The sequence below is a fragment of the Synechococcus sp. MIT S1220 genome (assembly GCF_047303025.1).
In the GTDB taxonomy this organism is placed as follows: Bacteria; Cyanobacteriota; Cyanobacteriia; order PCC-6307; family Cyanobiaceae; genus Parasynechococcus.
The window spans coordinates 350,987-368,537 of sequence record NZ_CP138939.1 but is presented as its reverse complement, the minus strand read 5'-3'; the positions used below and the strand labels follow the sequence as shown (position 1 = coordinate 368,537).

Here is a 17,551-nt window from a genome sequence, read left to right as displayed (position 1 = left end):
TTTGAGCCTTCCTGATCAGTTGCTGCTCAGTGATCTGCTGCATCACACGGTGCGTTGTGAGCTGGGATTGGATCATGGACCGGGGGTGATGGCTTGGATGCATCCACCTGTGCATCGTCTGCTCGGTTGGGTGAGTCGTCCTTCTGCCTTGCGGCTGTCACGGGAAGTTTGGCGACTGGATCAGTGCTGTGGATTGACCGATCAACAGATTTACGTGCGTGGTGAGCCGTCCCTTACCGACCAGGTCACCCTGGACCGTTTGCCCACATTGATGGATGCCGATCTTCTCGATCGCCATGGCGAACGACTGGCGTCGGTGGTGGATTTGGTGTTTGAGACCGCCACCGGCGCGATTCGTCACTACCTCGTTGCGCGCAGCGATCCTCGTTTACCCGGCACGTCGCGCTGGCGACTGACCCCCGATCGAATTGTTGATCAGCAGCCAGGCCTGGTCTCCACAGGGGTCGTCAGTTTGGAAGATCTGCCCCTGGCGCGATCCAGTGTTCGGCAGGACCTCCTGCAACGCACGCAGCGCTGGCGTGATCAGTTGCGGCAGATGGGCGACCAGGCGGGCGATCGGTTGGAAGGGTGGTTGGAGGAGCCCTCCTGGGATGACGAGGCGGGGCCCCCATCGCAGCCCAAGCAGGACGCACTGGATCGCGATGACCCACTGGAGGATTGGGATGACGCAGCCTGGGCGTCGCGATCACGACGCGGGTCGAACTCAGGAGATCAGGATCCCTGGATTTAGCTGACCCGATGAGGCCGTCGGCAACACTGGGTTGAAGCGCTCAGTGATACGTGGTTTCCTCTTCTGATGCAACTGGATATGACGCGGCAGCGGCGCTGCGACAGGAGGGATTGAAGCCAAGGGACTGGGACGAGATCTGTCGGCGTCTTGGCAGGACGCCCAACCGTGTCGAGCTGGGGATGTTTGGGGTGATGTGGTCAGAGCACTGCTGTTATCGCAATTCAAGACCGCTGTTGCGTGACTTCCCCACGGAGGGCCCACGCATTCTTGTTGGGCCTGGTGAAAATGCCGGCGTGGTTGATCTTGGTGGCGGTCATCGACTTGCCTTCAAGATCGAAAGCCACAACCATCCCTCTGCTGTGGAACCGTTTCAGGGAGCGGCCACAGGGGTCGGTGGCATTCTCCGCGACATTTTCACCATGGGCGCCCGGCCGATCGCCCTGTTGAATGCCCTGCGTTTCGGCCCGCTGGACGATCCGGTCAATGTGGGCCTGATGGAAGGGGTGGTCGCTGGCATTGCCCACTACGGCAACTGTGTCGGCGTTCCGACCGTGGGTGGTGAGGTTTGTTTTGACCCGTCCTATTCCGGCAATCCCCTCGTCAATGCAATGGCACTTGGCTTAATGGAGACCGAGGAGATCGTCAAATCCGGCGCCAACGGCATTGGGAATCCCGTGGTGTATGTGGGCAGCACCACAGGCCGCGATGGGATGGGTGGCGCAAGCTTTGCGAGTGCCGAACTGAGTGCTGATTCGCTGGATGACCGACCGGCGGTGCAGGTGGGCGATCCCTTTCTGGAAAAAGGATTGATTGAGGCTTGCCTCGAGGCCTTTGCCAGCGGTGATGTGGTGGCCGCCCAGGATATGGGTGCCGCTGGTCTCACCTGTAGTTGTTCGGAGATGGCAGCCAAGGGTGGTCTTGGGGTTGAACTCGACCTCGACCGTGTGCCTGCCAGGGAACAGGGGATGACCCCCTATGAATTCCTGTTGTCCGAATCCCAGGAACGGATGCTGTTTGTGGTGCGTCAGGGACGGGAGAACGCCTTGATGGAGCGGTTCCGCCGCTGGGGTTTGCAGGCGGCCGTGGTGGGTCGTGTGCTTGAGGAGCCTTTGGTCAGGGTGCTGCATCGCGGTGCCGTGGCTGCTGAGGTGCCTGCCACGGCATTGGCTGACGACACACCGATTGAACACCATGAGCTGTTGCAGCAGCCTCCGGCCGATCTTCAACAGCGCTGGCAATGGAGTGAATCCCAACTACCGGATCCGCCTGACTCTGCTGCCGTTCTTTTGCGGCTTCTGGATGATCCAACGATCGCCAGCAAACGATGGGTGCATCGCCAGTACGACCAGCAGGTTCTTGCCAACACGGTGGTGTCCTCCGGTGCGGCTGACGCAGCTGTCATCCGCCTGCGTTCGCAGCATTCGATGCTTGAAGAGCGTCGTGGTGTGGCTGCAACCGTGGACTGTCCGAACCGCTGGGTTGCTCTTGATCCCGAGCGCGGTGCCATGGCAGCTGTGGCCGAGGCAGCTCGAAATCTCAGTTGCGTGGGCGCCGAGCCGCTTGCGATCACCGACAACCTCAATTTTCCATCCCCGGAAACGGCGAAGGGCTATTGGCAGCTGGCCATGGCCTGTCGCGGAATCGCTGAGGCATGCCGTGGATTCAAGACTCCTGTGACCGGAGGCAATGTCTCCCTGTACAACGAAACCAGACGCGATGACGGACGTCTGCAGCCCATTCATCCCACCCCGGTGATCGGCATGGTTGGCCTGGTGGAAGACGTGTCTCAAGTGGTGGGTCTGGCTTGGCGCCAGGCGCAGGACTCCGTTTGGTTGTTGGGGGTACCGCTGAATGAGCAGGGGGATGAGCGGCTGGGGCTCGCTGGCAGTAGTTATCAGCAGATGGTGTGTGGATCGCTCTCAGGCCGTCCTCCGCGGGTGGATCTTGAGTTGGAAGCAGAGGTTCAGGCTTTGGTGCGCCAGGCCATTGCGATGGGGATTGTGGCGTCAGCCCACGACAGCAGCGATGGAGGCTTGGCCGTGACACTGGCCGAATCCTGCATCGCGTCCGATCTCGGTGTGGAGATGCATTGGCCAGATCTACCGCAACGTCTGGACCGGGTCCTGTTCGCTGAGGGAGGCGCTCGCATCGTGGTTTCCGTCAAGGCGGAACGCCTTGGCGACTGGCAAAAACTGGTCTCCAGCACGTCCTTGCCGGTCACGGAGCTTGGAACAGTGACCCAGCAGCCGCGGCTGCATCTGCGGCTTGGTGATCGTGAGATCTGGACTCTGGGCGTGGATCACTTGCGCCGCGCTCATGCTGAGGGTCTTCCGCGCCGACTTCGGGGTGATGCAGAATCATGAAGGAATTCTGAAAGCGATGCTCCCTGCGCAACGGCTTGAGGTGGAGCGTCCCGATCGGATGGAGGAAGCGTGCGGTGTGTTCGCCGTGTTAGCGGGCGAACAACCCGTGGCCAATTTGGCGTACTTCGGTCTCTACGCCCTTCAGCACCGTGGTCAGGAGTCCGCAGGCATCGCTGTCTTCAACGCCGGCAATGTGCGATTGCACAAGGACATGGGCCTGGTCAGTCAGGTTTTTGACCAGGACGTGCTGGCGCGCATGCCCGGTGATCTCGCGATCGGCCACAACCGTTATTCAACAACTGGCAGCAGTCGCGTCTGCAATGCCCAGCCCGTGGTCCTGATGACCCGGCTCGGAGCGTTTGCTCTGGCCCACAACGGTAATCTCGTCAACGTTGCCGAATTACGGCAGCTTGTAGATGACGGACAGGCTGAGTTCACATCAACAACGGACTCTGAACTGATCGCCTTTGCGCTTCAACAGGCTGTGGATCGCGGTCTTGACTGGCCAGAGGCGATTCGTGCTGCGCTGGAGCTCTGCAAGGGGGCCTTCAGCCTGGTGATCGGAACCCCTGATGGGCTGTTTGCTGTTCGTGATGGGCACGGGATCCGTCCTCTGGTGTTTGGTCAGTTGGGGGAACCTGACTCCGGACACTGGGTGGTGAGCAGCGAGACCTGTGGCCTCGAGATCATTGGTGCCAGCTACACCGATGACGTTCAGCCCGGAGAACTGGTTCACTTTCAGCTGGGGGTGGATGAACCCAGCCGCGTCCAATGGAGTGATGAGCCGAACCGCCTCTGCGTGTTCGAAATGATCTACTTCGCTCGTCCGGACAGCCGCTTTTTCGGCGAGTCCCTCTACAGCTACAGGCAACGGATCGGTCAGACCCTGGCACGGGAATCTGCTGTGGATGCGGATCTGGTCATTGGAGTGCCCGATTCAGGAATTCCCGCAGCCATCGGTTTCTCTCAGGTCAGCGGCATTCCCTATGCCGATGGTCTGATCAAGAACCGCTATGTGGGGCGAACCTTCATTCAACCTACCCAGGCCATGCGTGAGGCCGGGATTCGCGTGAAGCTCAATCCCTTGCCGGATGTTCTTTCAGGTAAGCGCATCGTTGTCATTGATGATTCAATCGTTCGGGGAACGACAAGTCGCAAATTGGTTGTGGCTCTTCGTGAAGCTGGTGCCACGGAAGTGCACATGCGGATCAGTTCTCCGCCTGTGACTCATCCCTGCTTCTATGGCATCGATACGGATACTCAGGACCAGCTGATTGCTGCCCAGCTCACACTCGAGGAGATCGAGGCGCAACTGAAGGTTGATTCGCTGGCGTATCTCACAAAGGAGGGCATGGTCGAGGCAGCTCGAGCCGAGTCAGGCCATTTCTGCACTGCCTGTTTCGATGGTCAGTACCCGATTGCTATGGATCAGAACCTGCTTGCTTCGAAATTGATGAAGGAACCAGCTGGCATTGCGGGGCGGTTGTAACCCGGGTTCATGGTGTTAGTTGGATGGTTCCGAGCCCTGCAGAGGGATCAGATCGGTGATCTGCTCCCCCGCCCTTAGATCGATTCGATCAGAGAACTCAGCTCCGATTTCGACACATGCATAGTTCGAAGCTTCGACGCGTCCATGCCGCTTCTGATTCGTCATCAGCCCGATCAGACCGTGCCCTGGTCGGATCGCTGTGATCGGATCCTTGATGTCTCCCAGTTCGATGGCCATTTCACCAAGGTCGCCGCGACGGCAACGGCGCAGCTCCATGGCGTCGATTCGGCTGATCCGCCCTTGAGCCGTGCTCAACAACACGGTTGTTTGGCCGTCCTTGCTGTCTAGGCAGAGTCCGCCACAGATGCTTTCACCGGGAAATAGTCGCATCGTCATCGGTCCCTGGGCCAGTCGACCCATTACCGGCAATGATTCGTCCGTCACCGGCAGACGCAGCATCCGACCAATGCTGCTGGATAGCACCAGGTCAGCTCCATTGCGGCAGATCATGGCTGCTCGGAGTGTGATCCCTTCCTTCAGCTTCACCACACTGGTGGCGCGACCGGAAAGGTCGAGGATTTCACTGAGGGGAAGACGTTTGAAGCGTCCATCACTGCTCAGCAACCCAAGGCTTCGGTCGGCCGCATCTCCATCGGGAAGGTGTTCAATCGCGATCACAGGATCACCATCCAATCCGGTGGGGAGGAAGCGGTCGATGGACCCTGGTTGTTGCCCGGCGAATTCCCAGCGCAATAGAGCAATACGCCCACCTTCACTGATCGCGAGAAGCTTCGGGGGTGGTTCGATTGGAAGGATCAGTCGGGCTGGTGATGGTTCATCGCCCAGGGCGATTGGTTCATTGATGTGAAGACGGCCCAGCACCTGTGGGCTGATCACTTTCACCTGGCCATCCGCCTGGATCAGCAGTCGACCATCACCGGGGAGTGCAGCGAGAGCCTGTTGTCGCAACAGTTCGGTGTTGGGGCGCTGGCTGGCGGCCCGCTCTGCCATTAACTCGTCTCCGCCCTCCACCAGGCGAGTGCGGCGTGGCGTCGCGAAACGTTTGCGCAGTTTTTTCAGTTCTGCCACCAGGGCATCCAGCAGCTGATCTCTGTTTTCAAGCAACAGCTTCAGCCGTTCCCGTTCCTGTCGGAGTTCCTCGAGTTCCTTGCGCAGACTTTCCTGTTCCAGTCCTGTTAGGCGACGTAGGGGCATCGAGAGAACCGCGTCCGCCTGTCGTTCAGTCAGATCAAGGCGCACCATCAGGCTGGCGCGGGCCGAAGCTGCATCCGCAGCCTCCTGAATCATGGCGATCACCGCTTGCAGGTTGTTCAGTGCAGTGATCAGACCTTCAACAACCTCCAGCCGGTCTTCGGTTTTTCGAAGAGCGTGGCTGGTCCGGCGTATCAGGGTGAGTTCCCTGTAGTCGAGAAAGGTCTGAAGCAACTGCCGCAGTGACAACTGCTGCGGTTGACCGTTGACGAGGGCCAGCAGAATCGCGCCGAAATTGCTTTGCAGAGCCGTGCGGCGCTGCAGATCAGCGAGCACTTTCTCGGGATTGCCATCCCGGCGAAGTTCAACAACGACCCGCATGCCCTCCCGGTCACTTTCGTCCCGGATGTCGGCAATGCCGCCGATTTTGCCGTCATTGACAGATTCCGCCAGCTTTTCGATCCAACCGGCTTTGCTGAGTTGGTAAGGCAATTCGGTCACCACGACCGCATTGCGTTTGTGGCGTCCCTTACCAGGCTGGACTTCCTCGATGTGGGCAACTCCACGCATCGGAATGCTGCCGCGCCCGCGTAAGTAGGTGTCCCGCAGTCCACTGCTGAGCAGCACTTCACCACCGGTGGGGAAATCGGGTCCGGGGATCAGCTCTAGCAAGCGCTCGTCACTGAGATCTGGCTTGCGGATCAAGGCGATCAGCCCGTCGACTACCTCGCCGAGATTGTGTGGAGGAATGCTCGTCGCCATGCCCACGGCGATGCCTGAGCAGCCGTTCAGCAGGAGGAATGGCAACTGGGCGGGTAAAACAGTCGGCTCTTGCTGTGATCCATCGAAGTTGGCAGCGAAGTCGACGGTGTCGTCGCCGATTTCTTCCAGCAGTGCCTGGTGGGCGATCGGTGCAAGCCGGGTTTCGGTGTATCGCATCGCCGCCGGTGGATCGTCGTCCACGGAGCCGAAGTTGCCGTGGCCATCGAGCAGTGGATGGCGACTAGCAAAGGTTTGAACGAGTCGGACGAGGGCGTCGTAAACCGCTTGATCACCGTGCGGGTGATATTTACCAAGCACATCCCCAACGACGCGGGCGCATTTCCGGTAGGGGCGATCAGGGGTGAGTCCCAGTTCCTGCATCGCGTAGAGGATTCTGCGCTGAACAGGTTTGAGGCCATCGCGGGCATCGGGCAGGGCCCGTCCCACGATCACGCTCATCGCGTATTCCAAATAGGAACGCTGCATCTCCTGATGCAGAGCAATCGGTTCGACGCGCTCCTCAGCCATTCCGTCCGCTGATCCCAGTGCGGAAGGCGCTCAGCCTACAGATGGTCAACGGTTTTTCTTCCAGGTTGCGTTGGCCTGTGCACGTTCAACCGTATCGGCTAACTCCTCTTGATCAAGCAGCTGGGCAGCTGCTTGGCGGATGCGAGCTCCCCACAGCTGTTCCACTTGATGGGGTGGCAGGACGTAATTAGGGTCATTGGAAAGGGCAGTGTTTGCAAGGCTTAAAGCCTCTTCGCGGTTGTTGCCTTGTTGATGCAGAGCTGCTGCCAGGGCCAGCATCGGCTCAGGATTGTTTTCGATTTCCAGGACGCGACGCCAACGTCTAATCGCTTCGTCCCGGTTGCCGATTTCGTAAAGCACTAGGGCTTGATTGTTAAGAGCCTCCCAGAAATCTGGCTTGAGGGATGTGGCCCGTTCAAAGGCTTTCAGAGCTAGTTCCAGTTCATCGCGCATGATCCGGGCGTTCCCTAGATCAAAGTAGGCAGCAGGATTATCGGGTTCGAGCTGCAAACCACGAGCCAGTAGGTCGATCGCTTCATCAGGCCGTTCGGTGCGTAGTGCGATTGCAGCTTCGGCGAACCAAAGACCGGCCTTTTGGGGATTCAGTTGCTTGGCTGCTGCAAGGGAGCGACTGGCCTCTTCCAATTCATTACTGCGCAATTGCGCTTCAGCAAGCACCGTCCAGAGTCGTTCGTCTTCCGGTTGAAGTCGCACAGCGAGGGCTGCCAACTTCGCAGCCTCCTTGGGTTGGCCGAGTTGCAGAAGTTGGGCAGCCGTCCGGCCAATGCCCATCGAGGAACCCTTCAGTTCTTCCGTCGTCGGGATGTAGACGTAAGGAACAAGGGCATGGGTTGGGCTGGTCCAACTCAGGCAACCCAATCCGATCAGAGTCGCAGCCAGGCGCTGTCGCCATCGAGAGGGCGTCCTGCTGCGGTCGACCATGACTTAAAGAAAGTCTTCAAAGGTTAGTGGGCTGATCCGTCTTTGCTGATGCAGCATTGCGGCGCCACATCCAGGGCTTGATCCGACGTAGGGCTGATCCGCGGAGTTTGTCGTCCCAGGTCACGTCATCCCATCGGAGTACATCCGATTGCTTGAGTTCGAGCAACCACGCCCGTGGTTGCATTTCGGGGTCATGCGACGCGGGCAGGCTGTGGTGGTTCCAGGGACAGACGTCCTGACAGATGTCACAGCCGGCGACCCAGGGTCCCAGTGCGTTTTGAATCGCAACCGGCAGATCGGGTTGTCGGTTTTCGATGGTGTGGAATGCCAGACAACTCCTGGCGTCCACCACAAAGGGTTCGCTGATCGCTCCGGTCGGGCAGGCATCAATGCAAGTTGTGCAGCGTCCGCAGAGGCTTCTCGACGGTTCATCCGGATGCAGGTCTTCCGTGGTCAAGAGATGGCCGAGCACCATCCAGGATCCCCGGCTGGGATGGATGAGATTGCTGTGTTTCCCGATCCAGCCGAGGCCGGCCTCCTCAGCCCAGGCTTTGTCCAGAAGAGGGGCTGAATCAACGCAAACGCGCCATTTGGCTTCAGGACGCTGTTGGGATAGCCAACGGCCAACGCGTCTCAGGCGTTGATCCACCACGCGGTGGTAATCACGACCCCACCCATAACGAGCCACTTTCAGGCAACCGTCCTGCGTCTCGGCAGCGACGTAGTAGTTGAGGCCTACGGCTAGTAGGCTTCTTGCGCCATCAAGCAATTGGCTTGCATCCAGACGTCTGGGAGCGGCCATCCAGGCCATATCCGCCTGATGGCCCTGATCCAGCCACCGTTGAAGGGCCTGGGTCCGCAGGCGCAGTCGCGGACTGCCAGGCAAACGCGCCAACCCGACGGGATTGAAGCCCTCTTCTCGAGCCCGTTGCTTCAGGGCAGTGCTCAGGTCGTCCTGTTGATCAACGGAACGCTCGATCATCGAACGTAAAGTTGGGCGCTTTTTCTGCATCTTGACGTGAGCGCATCCGAGATGGGACGCACGGGGAACGGACGGTTCGGTCCCGTCCTCCGGTGGCTGGGTCTCACCATGGTGGTAGTTCTGGTGCTGCAGATGTCTGCGGTCCTCACCGGTATTGATTGGTCGGACGACACAGCACGACCTCAGGTCATCGGTCCGTTGGTGGCGATTGCACCCATGGGCTTCATGGGCCTGTTGATTTCCTTGATCGGTTCCCGACTTGATTTGCCTGAACAGCGGTTCACGCCGTTGCGCTGGATTATCTGTGTTGTTTCAGCTCTCCTGACCATTGGCATGGTGATTGCTGTGCCGATGTCGCTCAGTGTGAACACCGCTGAAGGACCGGCTGCCCAGCGCCTGGAGCAACTGCGTCAGACCCTGACGGAGGCTCGCAAGGTCAGGGAGGACGAAAAGCAGGTCAAGGCGATTGGTGAGCAGCTGGCACAGGCTGGTCAGCTGCCGGCTGATGCATCAGCAGAAGACAAGGTTCGTGCCGCTGAGGATTTCGTCGACACGCAGATCGCCCAGTTCGATGAGCAGAAAACGGCGCTGGAATCCCAGCAAAATCGTGCTTCTAGTCAGCGTTTGATTGGTGGTACGGGAAGTGCTGTGGTCCTTGCGATCGCTTTCGCATTGCTCGCACTCGCCGCCGTTCTTTGATTCGACCTGTCCGGAGTGCTGGTTAGGTTGGTTTCATTCCACCAGACTCCGGGCTCCGAAGCTCCTTGGTTCAGTCCAACCCCAGGCCGGATCTGCCGTTGACCGCGAGGCTTCGACAAGATCTCAAAAATGATCTGATCGCCGGTCTCCTCGTGGTGATCCCACTGGCGACGACGATCTGGTTGTCAACGATCGTCAGCCGCTTTGTTTTGGCGTTCCTGACATCGATTCCAAAGCAGTTCAATCCCTTCATTACGCTCAACCCCCTGCTCCAGGACCTGATCAATCTGGCGTTGGGTTTGACAGTTCCCCTGATGGGGATCCTGTTGATCGGGTTGATGGCCCGAAACATCGTCGGTCGCTGGCTGCTGGAGTTCGGCGAGGGAACCCTGACGCGTATACCCCTCGCAGGCTCGGTCTACAAAACCCTTAAACAGCTCCTAGAAACCTTTCTTCGGGATAATTCCAGTCGTTTTCGCCGGGTTGTCCTCGTTGAATATCCCCGTGAGGGCTTGTTCAGCGTCGGTTTTGTTACGGGTGAGGTTGGCCCTTCTCTGCAATCTGATCTTCAGCAACCGCTCTTGAGCGTGTTCATCCCAACGGCTCCCAATCCAACGACCGGTTGGTACACATTGGTTCCTGAACAATCTGTTCGTGAGCTTGATATCAGTGTTGAAGAGGCCTTCCGAACGATTATTTCGGCCGGCATTGTCAATCCTGACGAAAGGGAAGCACCGGTGAATCGCAGTTTTTCGAGTCTGATGGCCCAGTTGCGCTCGTCTGTTTCACCCACGAGTTGATCTGATGCAGTCAAGATCTCTTTCCCGTGAATTGGCACTGCTTGTTTTGGGTCAGGTTCCCGATCAGCAGAAAAAAAGGGCATCGCAGGATCTTCCGATGGAAAGCCTGCTTCAGAAAGCGCTCGACAGCCTGATGCAGCATTGGCGGGAAACGCTCGATGCGGGTGCCAGCGAACTGGAACAGGCTCAGCAGGGTCTTTTGGACAGTGAGCTGCAGGAAGGCCAAGCCGTTCCGGTTGAATCGATTCGTTCGCACCTGCGGATTGCCCTTGGTTCAGCCGAACAGGTGCTGAATGGTCTTTCGGCCTGTATGGAACTGCCGCGTTTGCTGCTGCTGGGGGACCAAGAGAACATCCGTCAGGCAGCCATGCAAAGGGTCGCTCTGGTTCTGGAACATCGTTCAAGTATTGACTCAGGATTGGACGCTGTGATGGAGGGGTGGCGTTTGAGCCGCCTGCCGAGGATTGATCGCGACATCCTGCGCCTCGCCGTGGTTGATCTTCAAAATCTCTCCACACCAGCTCCTGTTGCCTTTAATGAGGCCGTTGAACTGGCGAATCGCTACAGCGATGAACAAGGTCGGCGCATGATCAACGGTGTGCTCAGGCGGTTTCATGATGCGGCAGCGACTGCCTCGGCCTGATGGTTTTTGATTGGTTCAATCGCCGGCCCGATCAACCGGAGACAGAGGGTCAGGCGCCATCCGCTCCCGAGTCGAGTGGGGAATCAGCAGAATCAACGGATGGTCAACAGTCGTCGTCTGCGCCTGAACACTCTTCAATTGAAGAGGCTGATGAAGAACCCGTGACGGGTGGCGAGCCCGACTCCTTGCAAACCACCGAAGAGGACGAAGCCCTGGTCTGGGCGCGAGAGGCCTATGCCCGGCTAAAGGCACAGCAGGCAGCCACTGCCTCTCAACCGGAACCATCCGCTGCGCCTGAACCCTCTCCAACAGCTGAGGCCGAACCCCTCTCGACGGCGACGGATCCTCCGGAACCCCTGGTTTCTCCAGAATCAGATCCTGTTGGTGTTCCGTCTGCGTTTGATTCAACCGTTTCGACGCCGGACCTTGAGCCGATGCTTCTGGTTGATGAACCTCCTGTTCCGGCTGAAACCACGCCAAAACCGGAGCCTGCTCCCTCAGCAGCTGGTCTGTCTCTGCTGGAAATGGCTGCGGCGCAACGCCAGCAGCGGCACGAGGAGCAGAACGCTCGTGCCGCTGCTCTGACACCTGTCTCCACTCCTGCTCCGCGGCCCACTGCCGCTCCGATCGATGCAGCTGATCCTGAACTGGGTGCCTTCGATGAGGATTTCACCTGGTCAGCAGAAGTTCTTGCTGCTCAGGGCCGGAAGTCCGACGAAGTGTCTCTTGAGGAGATCGACTGGCTTGGTCGGTTGCGCCGCGGGCTTGAGAAGACCCGTCAGGGCTTTGTCACCGGCCTATTGGAGAATCTGGGCGATGATCCACTCACCCCAGAGGTTCTCGACGATCTGGAAATGCTTCTCTTGCGTGCTGATGCCGGCGTGCAAGCCACGGATCAGGTGCTCGGTGCCCTGAGGCAGCGCATGAACCAGGACGTGGTCGATCCAGAGGAGGGAATCCGGTTCCTCAAGGAACAGTTGCGGGGTTTGTTGGATGCCCCGATCGAGCAGAGCGGTCTTGAGCTTCTAGCCCCGGAACGGGGTTGCCTCAACATCTGGCTAATGGTTGGCGTCAATGGTGTCGGTAAGACAACCACCCTCGGCAAGTTGGCCAATCTTGCTGTTCGGAGTGGTTACTCCGCTCTGATTGCGGCGGCGGACACCTTCCGGGCCGCTGCGGTTCAGCAAGTGCAGGTTTGGGGTGAACGCAGTGATGTGCCCGTTGTTTCCAACCCCAGCGACAATGCCGATCCCGCTGCAGTGGTGTTCGATGCAATCGGTGCTGCGCGTTCGCGCGGCACCGATCTTCTGCTGGTGGATACCGCTGGACGCCTTCAGACCAAACACAACCTGATGGAGGAGCTTCAGAAGGTCAGGAAGATCATTGACCGCCTTGCTCCGGAAGCCAAAGTGGAATCATTGCTGGTGCTGGATGCCAGTCAGGGCCAGAACGGTCTTCGTCAGGCCATGGCCTTCGCCCAGGCGGCTGGACTCACAGGAGTTGTCATCACGAAATTGGATGGCACCGCCCGTGGCGGTGTGGCTCTCGCAGTGTCCTCCGAAGCTGGTCTGCCGATTCGATTCATCGGTGCAGGAGAAGGTCTGAGGGATCTGCGCCCTTTCAACAGTTTTGAATTCGTGGAGGCATTGCTGGCCGGTCGCTGAACCGTTGCTACGTTGCAGCCCCATCGGTGGCTGAGCCGTGAGCAGCAAGCCACCACGTCGACATCCAGCACCACAGCTCCGGAGCTCGAATCCCACGCCGCAGGCGATGTCGTCCCTGCGGCAACTGTTTGACAGTCTCAGCCGCGAGCAACGACGTAATCAGGACTTGTTGGTGTCCCTCGCATTTGCGTTGCGCAGTTTCACCAATCTGCATCGCTTCCTGGAGCTCGTGCCAGTGGTGGCATCGCGGCTGCTGACGGTTGAAGGGGCCTTGCTTGTTCCGTTCCAGGCGGATGGTCGTCTATGGCGCGATCAGCTTCAGGCGGTTCCTGCAGAACCCTGTCAGGAGTTGTTAAGGCGTCTTTCTGCGTTTGAACCGGGTCACAGCGCAGGTTTTGGTACGGAAGAAAGTCTGCTGCTTGATATGGACCGTTTGGTCCAGCGGTTGCTGCCGCGGGCCGGAATGTTCGCCACGTCTGTGGTGGCTCGTGGTCGACCGCGGGGCCGGCTCTACGTGTTTGATCGCCGTGGTGAGTTGGTCTGGACAGAGGTGCATCGTCGCCACGCGCAGTTGGTGGCCGATCTCGCAGGGGTGGCAATTGAAAATGATCAGATGTTGCAGGAGGCCCGTCGCCACGAACGGGTTGACCGACAGCTGAGCATCGGGGCCGAGATTCAGGCCCAGTTGCTACCTGATCGCTGCCCGGTGATTGAGGGCGTGGAGTTGGCAGCCCGTTGCCGGCCGGCCTTTCAGGTGGGAGGTGACTACTACGACTTCATCCCCACTCGGCCGGAATTGATGGGGCGCAGGCGGGAACGGGGGCGTTGGGCTCTGGTGATGGGGGATGTCATGGGCAAGGGAGTGCCTGCTGGACTACTGATGACCATGCTGCGCGGCATGCTCAGGGCTGAGGTGCTCAGTGGTCTTCCCCCGGACCGCATTCTTCACGATCTCAATCAGCTGGCCCAGGAGGACCTGGCTCAGTCCCATCGATTCGTCACGCTGTTTTATTCCGATTTCGATCCGCGAACCCGCAAGCTTCGATTTGCCAATGCTGCCCATAACCCACCATTGCTTTGGTGTGCTGAACGGCGCTGCATCAACCGGTTGGATGCCGCTGGCTTGCTGATCGGTCTTCAGCCAGAGGCGGACTACTGCAGTGGTGAAGTCCGTCTGGAACCTGGGGACGTGCTCTTGTATTACACCGATGGAGTCACCGAGGCCCCTGGGATCACGGGTGATCGCTTTGATGAAGCCCGGTTGATCCGTGCACTGGAGAGTGCCTGTCGGAGTGGCCAGGGATCCCAGGGCATTCTGGAAACGTTGTTTGAACGGCTCGATCGCTTTGTCGGTCGGGATCGTCAACTGGAAGACGACGCTTCGATGGTGGTTTTGAAAGTACCCGAGGCGGTCACACTCCCCAGTGTCGGAGTGCGTCCACTGGCCTGACAAGCTGAGGAGTTCAGGTGCAGATCGTCCGATGGCAGGTGGTGTGACTGGCGGTTCCGAAGCGACCTGGAGCGATCGGTTTGAGGAGGGCTTGCATCCGTTCATCGAAGTCTTCAACGCTTCGATTGGTTTTGATCTCACCCTGCTTCAGGAGGATCTCGACGGATCGATCGCCCATGCCCGAATGTTGGCCCGTTGTGGTGTGATCAACGGCGAAGAAGCCGATCAGCTGGTGCAGGGGCTGGAAACCATTCGCACCGAAGCTGCGCAGGGTCGTTTTCAGCCAGGTCTTGAGGATGAAGATGTGCACTTCGCTGTTGAGCGTCGCCTGATTGCGCTGCTCGGAGCGGTGGGCAAGAAGCTGCATACCGGCCGAAGTCGCAATGATCAGGTCGGTACCGATCTGAGGCTTTGGCTGAGGCGCCGTTTGGATGAATTGGATGGAGACCTTGACCGCCTGCAGCATGCACTCCTGCTGCAGGCGCAACAGCATCGCAACACCCTGATTCCCGGTTACACCCACCTACAGAGGGCACAGCCGCTCTGCCTTGCCCACCATCTGCTCGCTTATATCGAGATGATTCAGCGTGACCGGGACAGGCTTCGGGATGTTCGAGGCCGTGTCAATGTCTGCCCTCTTGGTGCTGCGGCTCTAGCGGGCACGCCCGTCTCGATCGATCGGCGGATGACCGCTTCAGACCTGGGATTTGAAAGGATTTATCTCAACAGTTTGGATGCTGTAAGTGATCGGGATTTTTGTGTTGAGTATTCCGCGGCAGCTTCCCTCGTGATGGCACATCTCAGTCGGCTGGCAGAGGAGGTGATCGTTTGGGCATCAGAGGAGTTTGGATTTGTTCGCCTTAGTGATCGTTGTGCGACTGGAAGCAGCCTGATGCCGCAGAAGAAAAATCCTGATGTGCCTGAGCTGGTGCGCGGAAAATGCGGGAGGGTTTTCGGCCACGTCCAGGCTTTGCTCACCATGATCAAAGGTCTTCCCCTTGCTTACAACAAGGATTTTCAGGAAGACAAGGAGGCTCTGTTCGACGCCGTTCGCACCACCCGCGATTGTGTTGAAGCGATGGCGGTCTTATTCGAGGAAGGTCTTTACTTTCGCGCCGAGCGCTTGGAACAAGCGGTTGAACGCGATTTCTCGAATGCCACCGATGTTGCGGATTATTTGGTGTCTAAGGGTGTGCCGTTCCGCGAGGCGTACCAGTTGGTGGGAGCAGTGGTGCGCCGCTGCCTGGAGCGGAAATGTCTGTTGCGCGATCTGAGCTTGTCGGATTGGAAGGACCTGCATCCCGCCTTTGAATCTGATCTGCATGCTGCTTTGGCTCCTCGAGCCGTTGTCGCAGCAAGGACTAGCGAGGGGGGGACCGGCTTCGTTCGAGTTGAGGAACAGTTAGCGCGCTGGTCTGATTTACTCAACGGAACAGCTTGATCTCCTGCAAGGGATGCCTCAGTTGCGCAGACGGGTCTACGCTTATGGAGCCAAAGGTACGCGCTTCTCTTTCGAAGTCATGGATCTATGGCGATGTTCCAGGTCCTTTCTTCGGTCCTTCCATTCGTACCCGGTCCACTTAAAACGTGAGTATTTTCGTCGGCAATCTCCCCTTCCGCGCTGAGCAGGAAGATGTAATCGAGCTGTTTGCCCAGTTCGGTGAGGTAATGAACTGTGCCCTTCCATTGGAGCGTGACACCGGACGTAAGCGTGGTTTCGCTTTCGTGGAGATGTCAGATGAAGCAACTGAAGAGGCGGCAATCGAAGGGTTGCAGGGCGCCGAATTGATGGGTCGACCTCTCAGAATCAACAAGGCTGAGCCTCGAGGGAGTGCTCCTCGACGCGGTGGTGGTGGCTACGGCGGCGGTGGCGGCGGCTACGGTGGCGGTGGCTACGGTGGCGGTGGCGGTGGAGGCGGCTACGGCGGCGGTGGCGGCTATCGCGGAGGCGGTGGTGGATATGGCGGTGGCGGCCGCGACGGTGGTGGTGGCGGTTACGGCGGTGGCGGCGGACAGGACGCTGGTGAACGTCGTTCCGGTGCTCGCGGCTGGGAAGATCGCAGCTACGGGGCTAGAGACAGCAATGCTGGTAGCCCCCCAAGTGATGCAGGGGGCGGCGGTTATGACGACGGGCGCAGCCGCCGTCGCCGCGGTTCATCCAGTGGTGGAAGTTCTGGTGGAGATGATTATTCCAGCTATGGAGGCGCTGAGGGCTGAAGCTCTCTAGAGGCCAGCGTCTCGCAGTTGCCGCTTGGCCTCCTCCAGCACTTCTAAATCAGCTCCCTTGCGTTGGGCTCGTTCTCCGAGCTCACGTCTCCAGCGGCGTGCTCCTTTGACTCCTTCAACCAACTGAACAAGATGTCGGCATAGGTCCCAGAGTCGACCACCTCTGTTGAGATGTTTTGCAGCGTGGGGGATCAATCCGTCCACCACATCTGATGCCAGGACCTGACGTGGACTGTCTCCATAGATCATGGTGTCCACGTCCCTCCAGCGGAGTGGGTGTGCGTAGGCAGCACGGCCAACCATGGCGCCATCACAACTCTGGAGTGCCTTCAGACAGTCGTCTGTTGTTTCCAGCCCGCCATTGATTTCGATGACTAGATGCGGACGTCGTTGTTTCAGAGCAACGACGCGTTCGTGCTGCAGGGGCGGAATCGTGCGGTTCTGCTTGGGATCCAACCCTTCCAACCAGGCTTTGCGGGCATGGACCGCGAAGCGACAGGCACCGGCCTTTGCCACTCGATCCACGAAGGCGGTCAGCAGCAGATCGCTATCGAGATCATCAATTCCGATCCGATGCTTGACGGTGACAGGCAGTTCACCGCTTGTGGCGGAATGCATTGCCTCCACACATCGGGCGACGAGATCCGGCTCCGCCATCAGACAGGCGCCGAAATTGCCTGCCTGAACTTTCTGGCTGGGACATCCAATGTTCAGGTTGATCTCGTCGTACCCCCAGTCCGATGCCATCCGTGCAGCATCGGCAAGCAAGCTTGGATCGTCGCCCCCCACCTGCAAGACGATCGGATGCTCCACTGCATCGAAATCGAGCAATTTGTCGCGTCTCTGGCTGTGGTGAAGCGCTTGCGCCACCACCATTTCGCTGTAGAGCAGGGCATGGCGGCTGATCTGACGCATCAGTACTCGGAAATGCCTGTCCGTGCAGTCGAGCATCGGCGCCACGCTGAAGCGATAAGCAGGTTGGACGCTTGGATCGGCTGTCGTCATCAATCCATTAGAACCGCCAAAGTTCAAACCCATCA

14 protein-coding genes are annotated in these 17,551 nt (G+C 58.8%); 10 read left to right on the top strand and 4 right to left on the bottom strand.

Annotated features, from left to right (window positions below):
* Position 1 precedes the first annotated feature (1 nt).
* From SIB64_RS01830 to purF, 3 genes are read left to right on the top strand one after another with little or no spacing between them, the layout of a single operon-like run.
* The gene (locus tag SIB64_RS01830; protein WP_413441639.1) at positions 2 to 751 is read left to right on the top strand and encodes an RNA methyltransferase; all 750 of its coding nucleotides are present in this window, start codon (positions 2 to 4) and stop codon (positions 749 to 751) included.
* Positions 752 to 801: 50 nt separating this feature from the next.
* Positions 802 to 3,114 (top strand): phosphoribosylformylglycinamidine synthase subunit PurL, encoded by a 2,313-nt coding sequence (gene purL / locus SIB64_RS01825; RefSeq protein ID WP_413441638.1) that lies wholly within the window; start codon positions 802 to 804, stop codon positions 3,112 to 3,114.
* Complete coding sequence (purF, locus tag SIB64_RS01820; protein ID WP_413442822.1) at positions 3,101 to 4,603, top strand: amidophosphoribosyltransferase; 1,503 nt, start codon at positions 3,101 to 3,103, stop codon at positions 4,601 to 4,603. The genes purL and purF overlap by 14 nt, the downstream gene beginning before the upstream one ends.
* Positions 4,604 to 4,618: 15 nt before the next feature.
* On the opposite strand, the gene SIB64_RS01815 is transcribed toward purF, so the two are convergent.
* Genes SIB64_RS01815 through queG form a run of 3 tightly spaced genes read right to left on the bottom strand, consistent with a single transcriptional unit; the run spans position 4,619 to position 9,029 of the window.
* Entirely contained in the window at positions 4,619 to 7,105 is a 2,487-nt protein-coding gene (locus tag SIB64_RS01815; protein WP_413441637.1) for a DNA gyrase/topoisomerase IV subunit A, read from the bottom strand.
* Positions 7,106 to 7,150: 45 nt separating this feature from the next.
* Positions 7,151 to 8,047 carry a tetratricopeptide repeat protein gene (locus tag SIB64_RS01810; protein WP_413441636.1) on the bottom strand — a complete coding sequence of 299 codons (897 nt, stop codon included), beginning with the start codon at positions 8,045 to 8,047 and terminating at the stop codon, positions 7,151 to 7,153.
* A 16-nt stretch (positions 8,048 to 8,063) separates the two neighbouring features.
* Positions 8,064 to 9,029, bottom strand: coding sequence for a tRNA epoxyqueuosine(34) reductase QueG (gene queG, locus SIB64_RS01805; RefSeq protein WP_413441635.1), 966 nt, complete (start codon positions 9,027 to 9,029; stop codon positions 8,064 to 8,066).
* 36 nt (positions 9,030 to 9,065) lie between these two features.
* Between queG and SIB64_RS01800 the strand changes: the two genes are divergently transcribed.
* The 7 genes from SIB64_RS01800 (at position 9,066) to SIB64_RS01770 (ending at position 16,502) form a co-directional block, all read left to right on the top strand.
* A complete protein-coding gene (locus SIB64_RS01800) occupies positions 9,066 to 9,728 on the top strand; it encodes an HpsJ family protein (RefSeq protein WP_413441634.1) in 663 nt (220 codons plus the stop codon).
* A gap of 65 nt (positions 9,729 to 9,793) precedes the next feature.
* The gene (locus tag SIB64_RS01795) at positions 9,794 to 10,528 is read left to right on the top strand and encodes a DUF502 domain-containing protein (protein WP_413441633.1); all 735 of its coding nucleotides are present in this window, start codon (positions 9,794 to 9,796) and stop codon (positions 10,526 to 10,528) included.
* Positions 10,529 to 10,532: 4 nt separating this feature from the next.
* Positions 10,533 to 11,171 carry a transcription antitermination factor NusB gene (gene nusB, locus SIB64_RS01790; RefSeq protein ID WP_413441632.1) on the top strand — a complete coding sequence of 213 codons (639 nt, stop codon included), beginning with the start codon at positions 10,533 to 10,535 and terminating at the stop codon, positions 11,169 to 11,171.
* On the top strand, positions 11,171 to 12,835 hold the full coding sequence (ftsY, locus tag SIB64_RS01785; protein WP_413441631.1) for a signal recognition particle-docking protein FtsY: 1,665 nt from the start codon (positions 11,171 to 11,173) through the stop codon (positions 12,833 to 12,835). Before nusB ends, ftsY begins: the two co-directional genes overlap by 1 nt.
* Positions 12,836 to 12,941: 106 nt before the next feature.
* Positions 12,942 to 14,285, top strand: a complete 1,344-nt coding sequence (locus SIB64_RS01780) for a PP2C family protein-serine/threonine phosphatase (RefSeq protein ID WP_413441630.1) — start codon at positions 12,942 to 12,944, stop codon at positions 14,283 to 14,285.
* Between the two features lie 31 nt (positions 14,286 to 14,316).
* The gene (argH, locus tag SIB64_RS01775; RefSeq protein WP_413441629.1) at positions 14,317 to 15,726 is read left to right on the top strand and encodes an argininosuccinate lyase; all 1,410 of its coding nucleotides are present in this window, start codon (positions 14,317 to 14,319) and stop codon (positions 15,724 to 15,726) included.
* Between the two features lie 146 nt (positions 15,727 to 15,872).
* Positions 15,873 to 16,502: an RNA recognition motif domain-containing protein gene (locus SIB64_RS01770; RefSeq protein ID WP_413441628.1), complete on the top strand. Its 630-nt coding sequence runs from the start codon at positions 15,873 to 15,875 to the stop codon at positions 16,500 to 16,502.
* Between the two features lie 6 nt (positions 16,503 to 16,508).
* Here SIB64_RS01770 and dusA read toward each other — a convergent pair whose 3' ends face one another.
* On the bottom strand, positions 16,509 to 17,516 hold the full coding sequence (gene dusA / locus SIB64_RS01765) for a tRNA dihydrouridine(20/20a) synthase DusA (RefSeq protein WP_413441627.1): 1,008 nt from the start codon (positions 17,514 to 17,516) through the stop codon (positions 16,509 to 16,511).
* Positions 17,517 to 17,551: the final 35 nt, after the last annotated feature.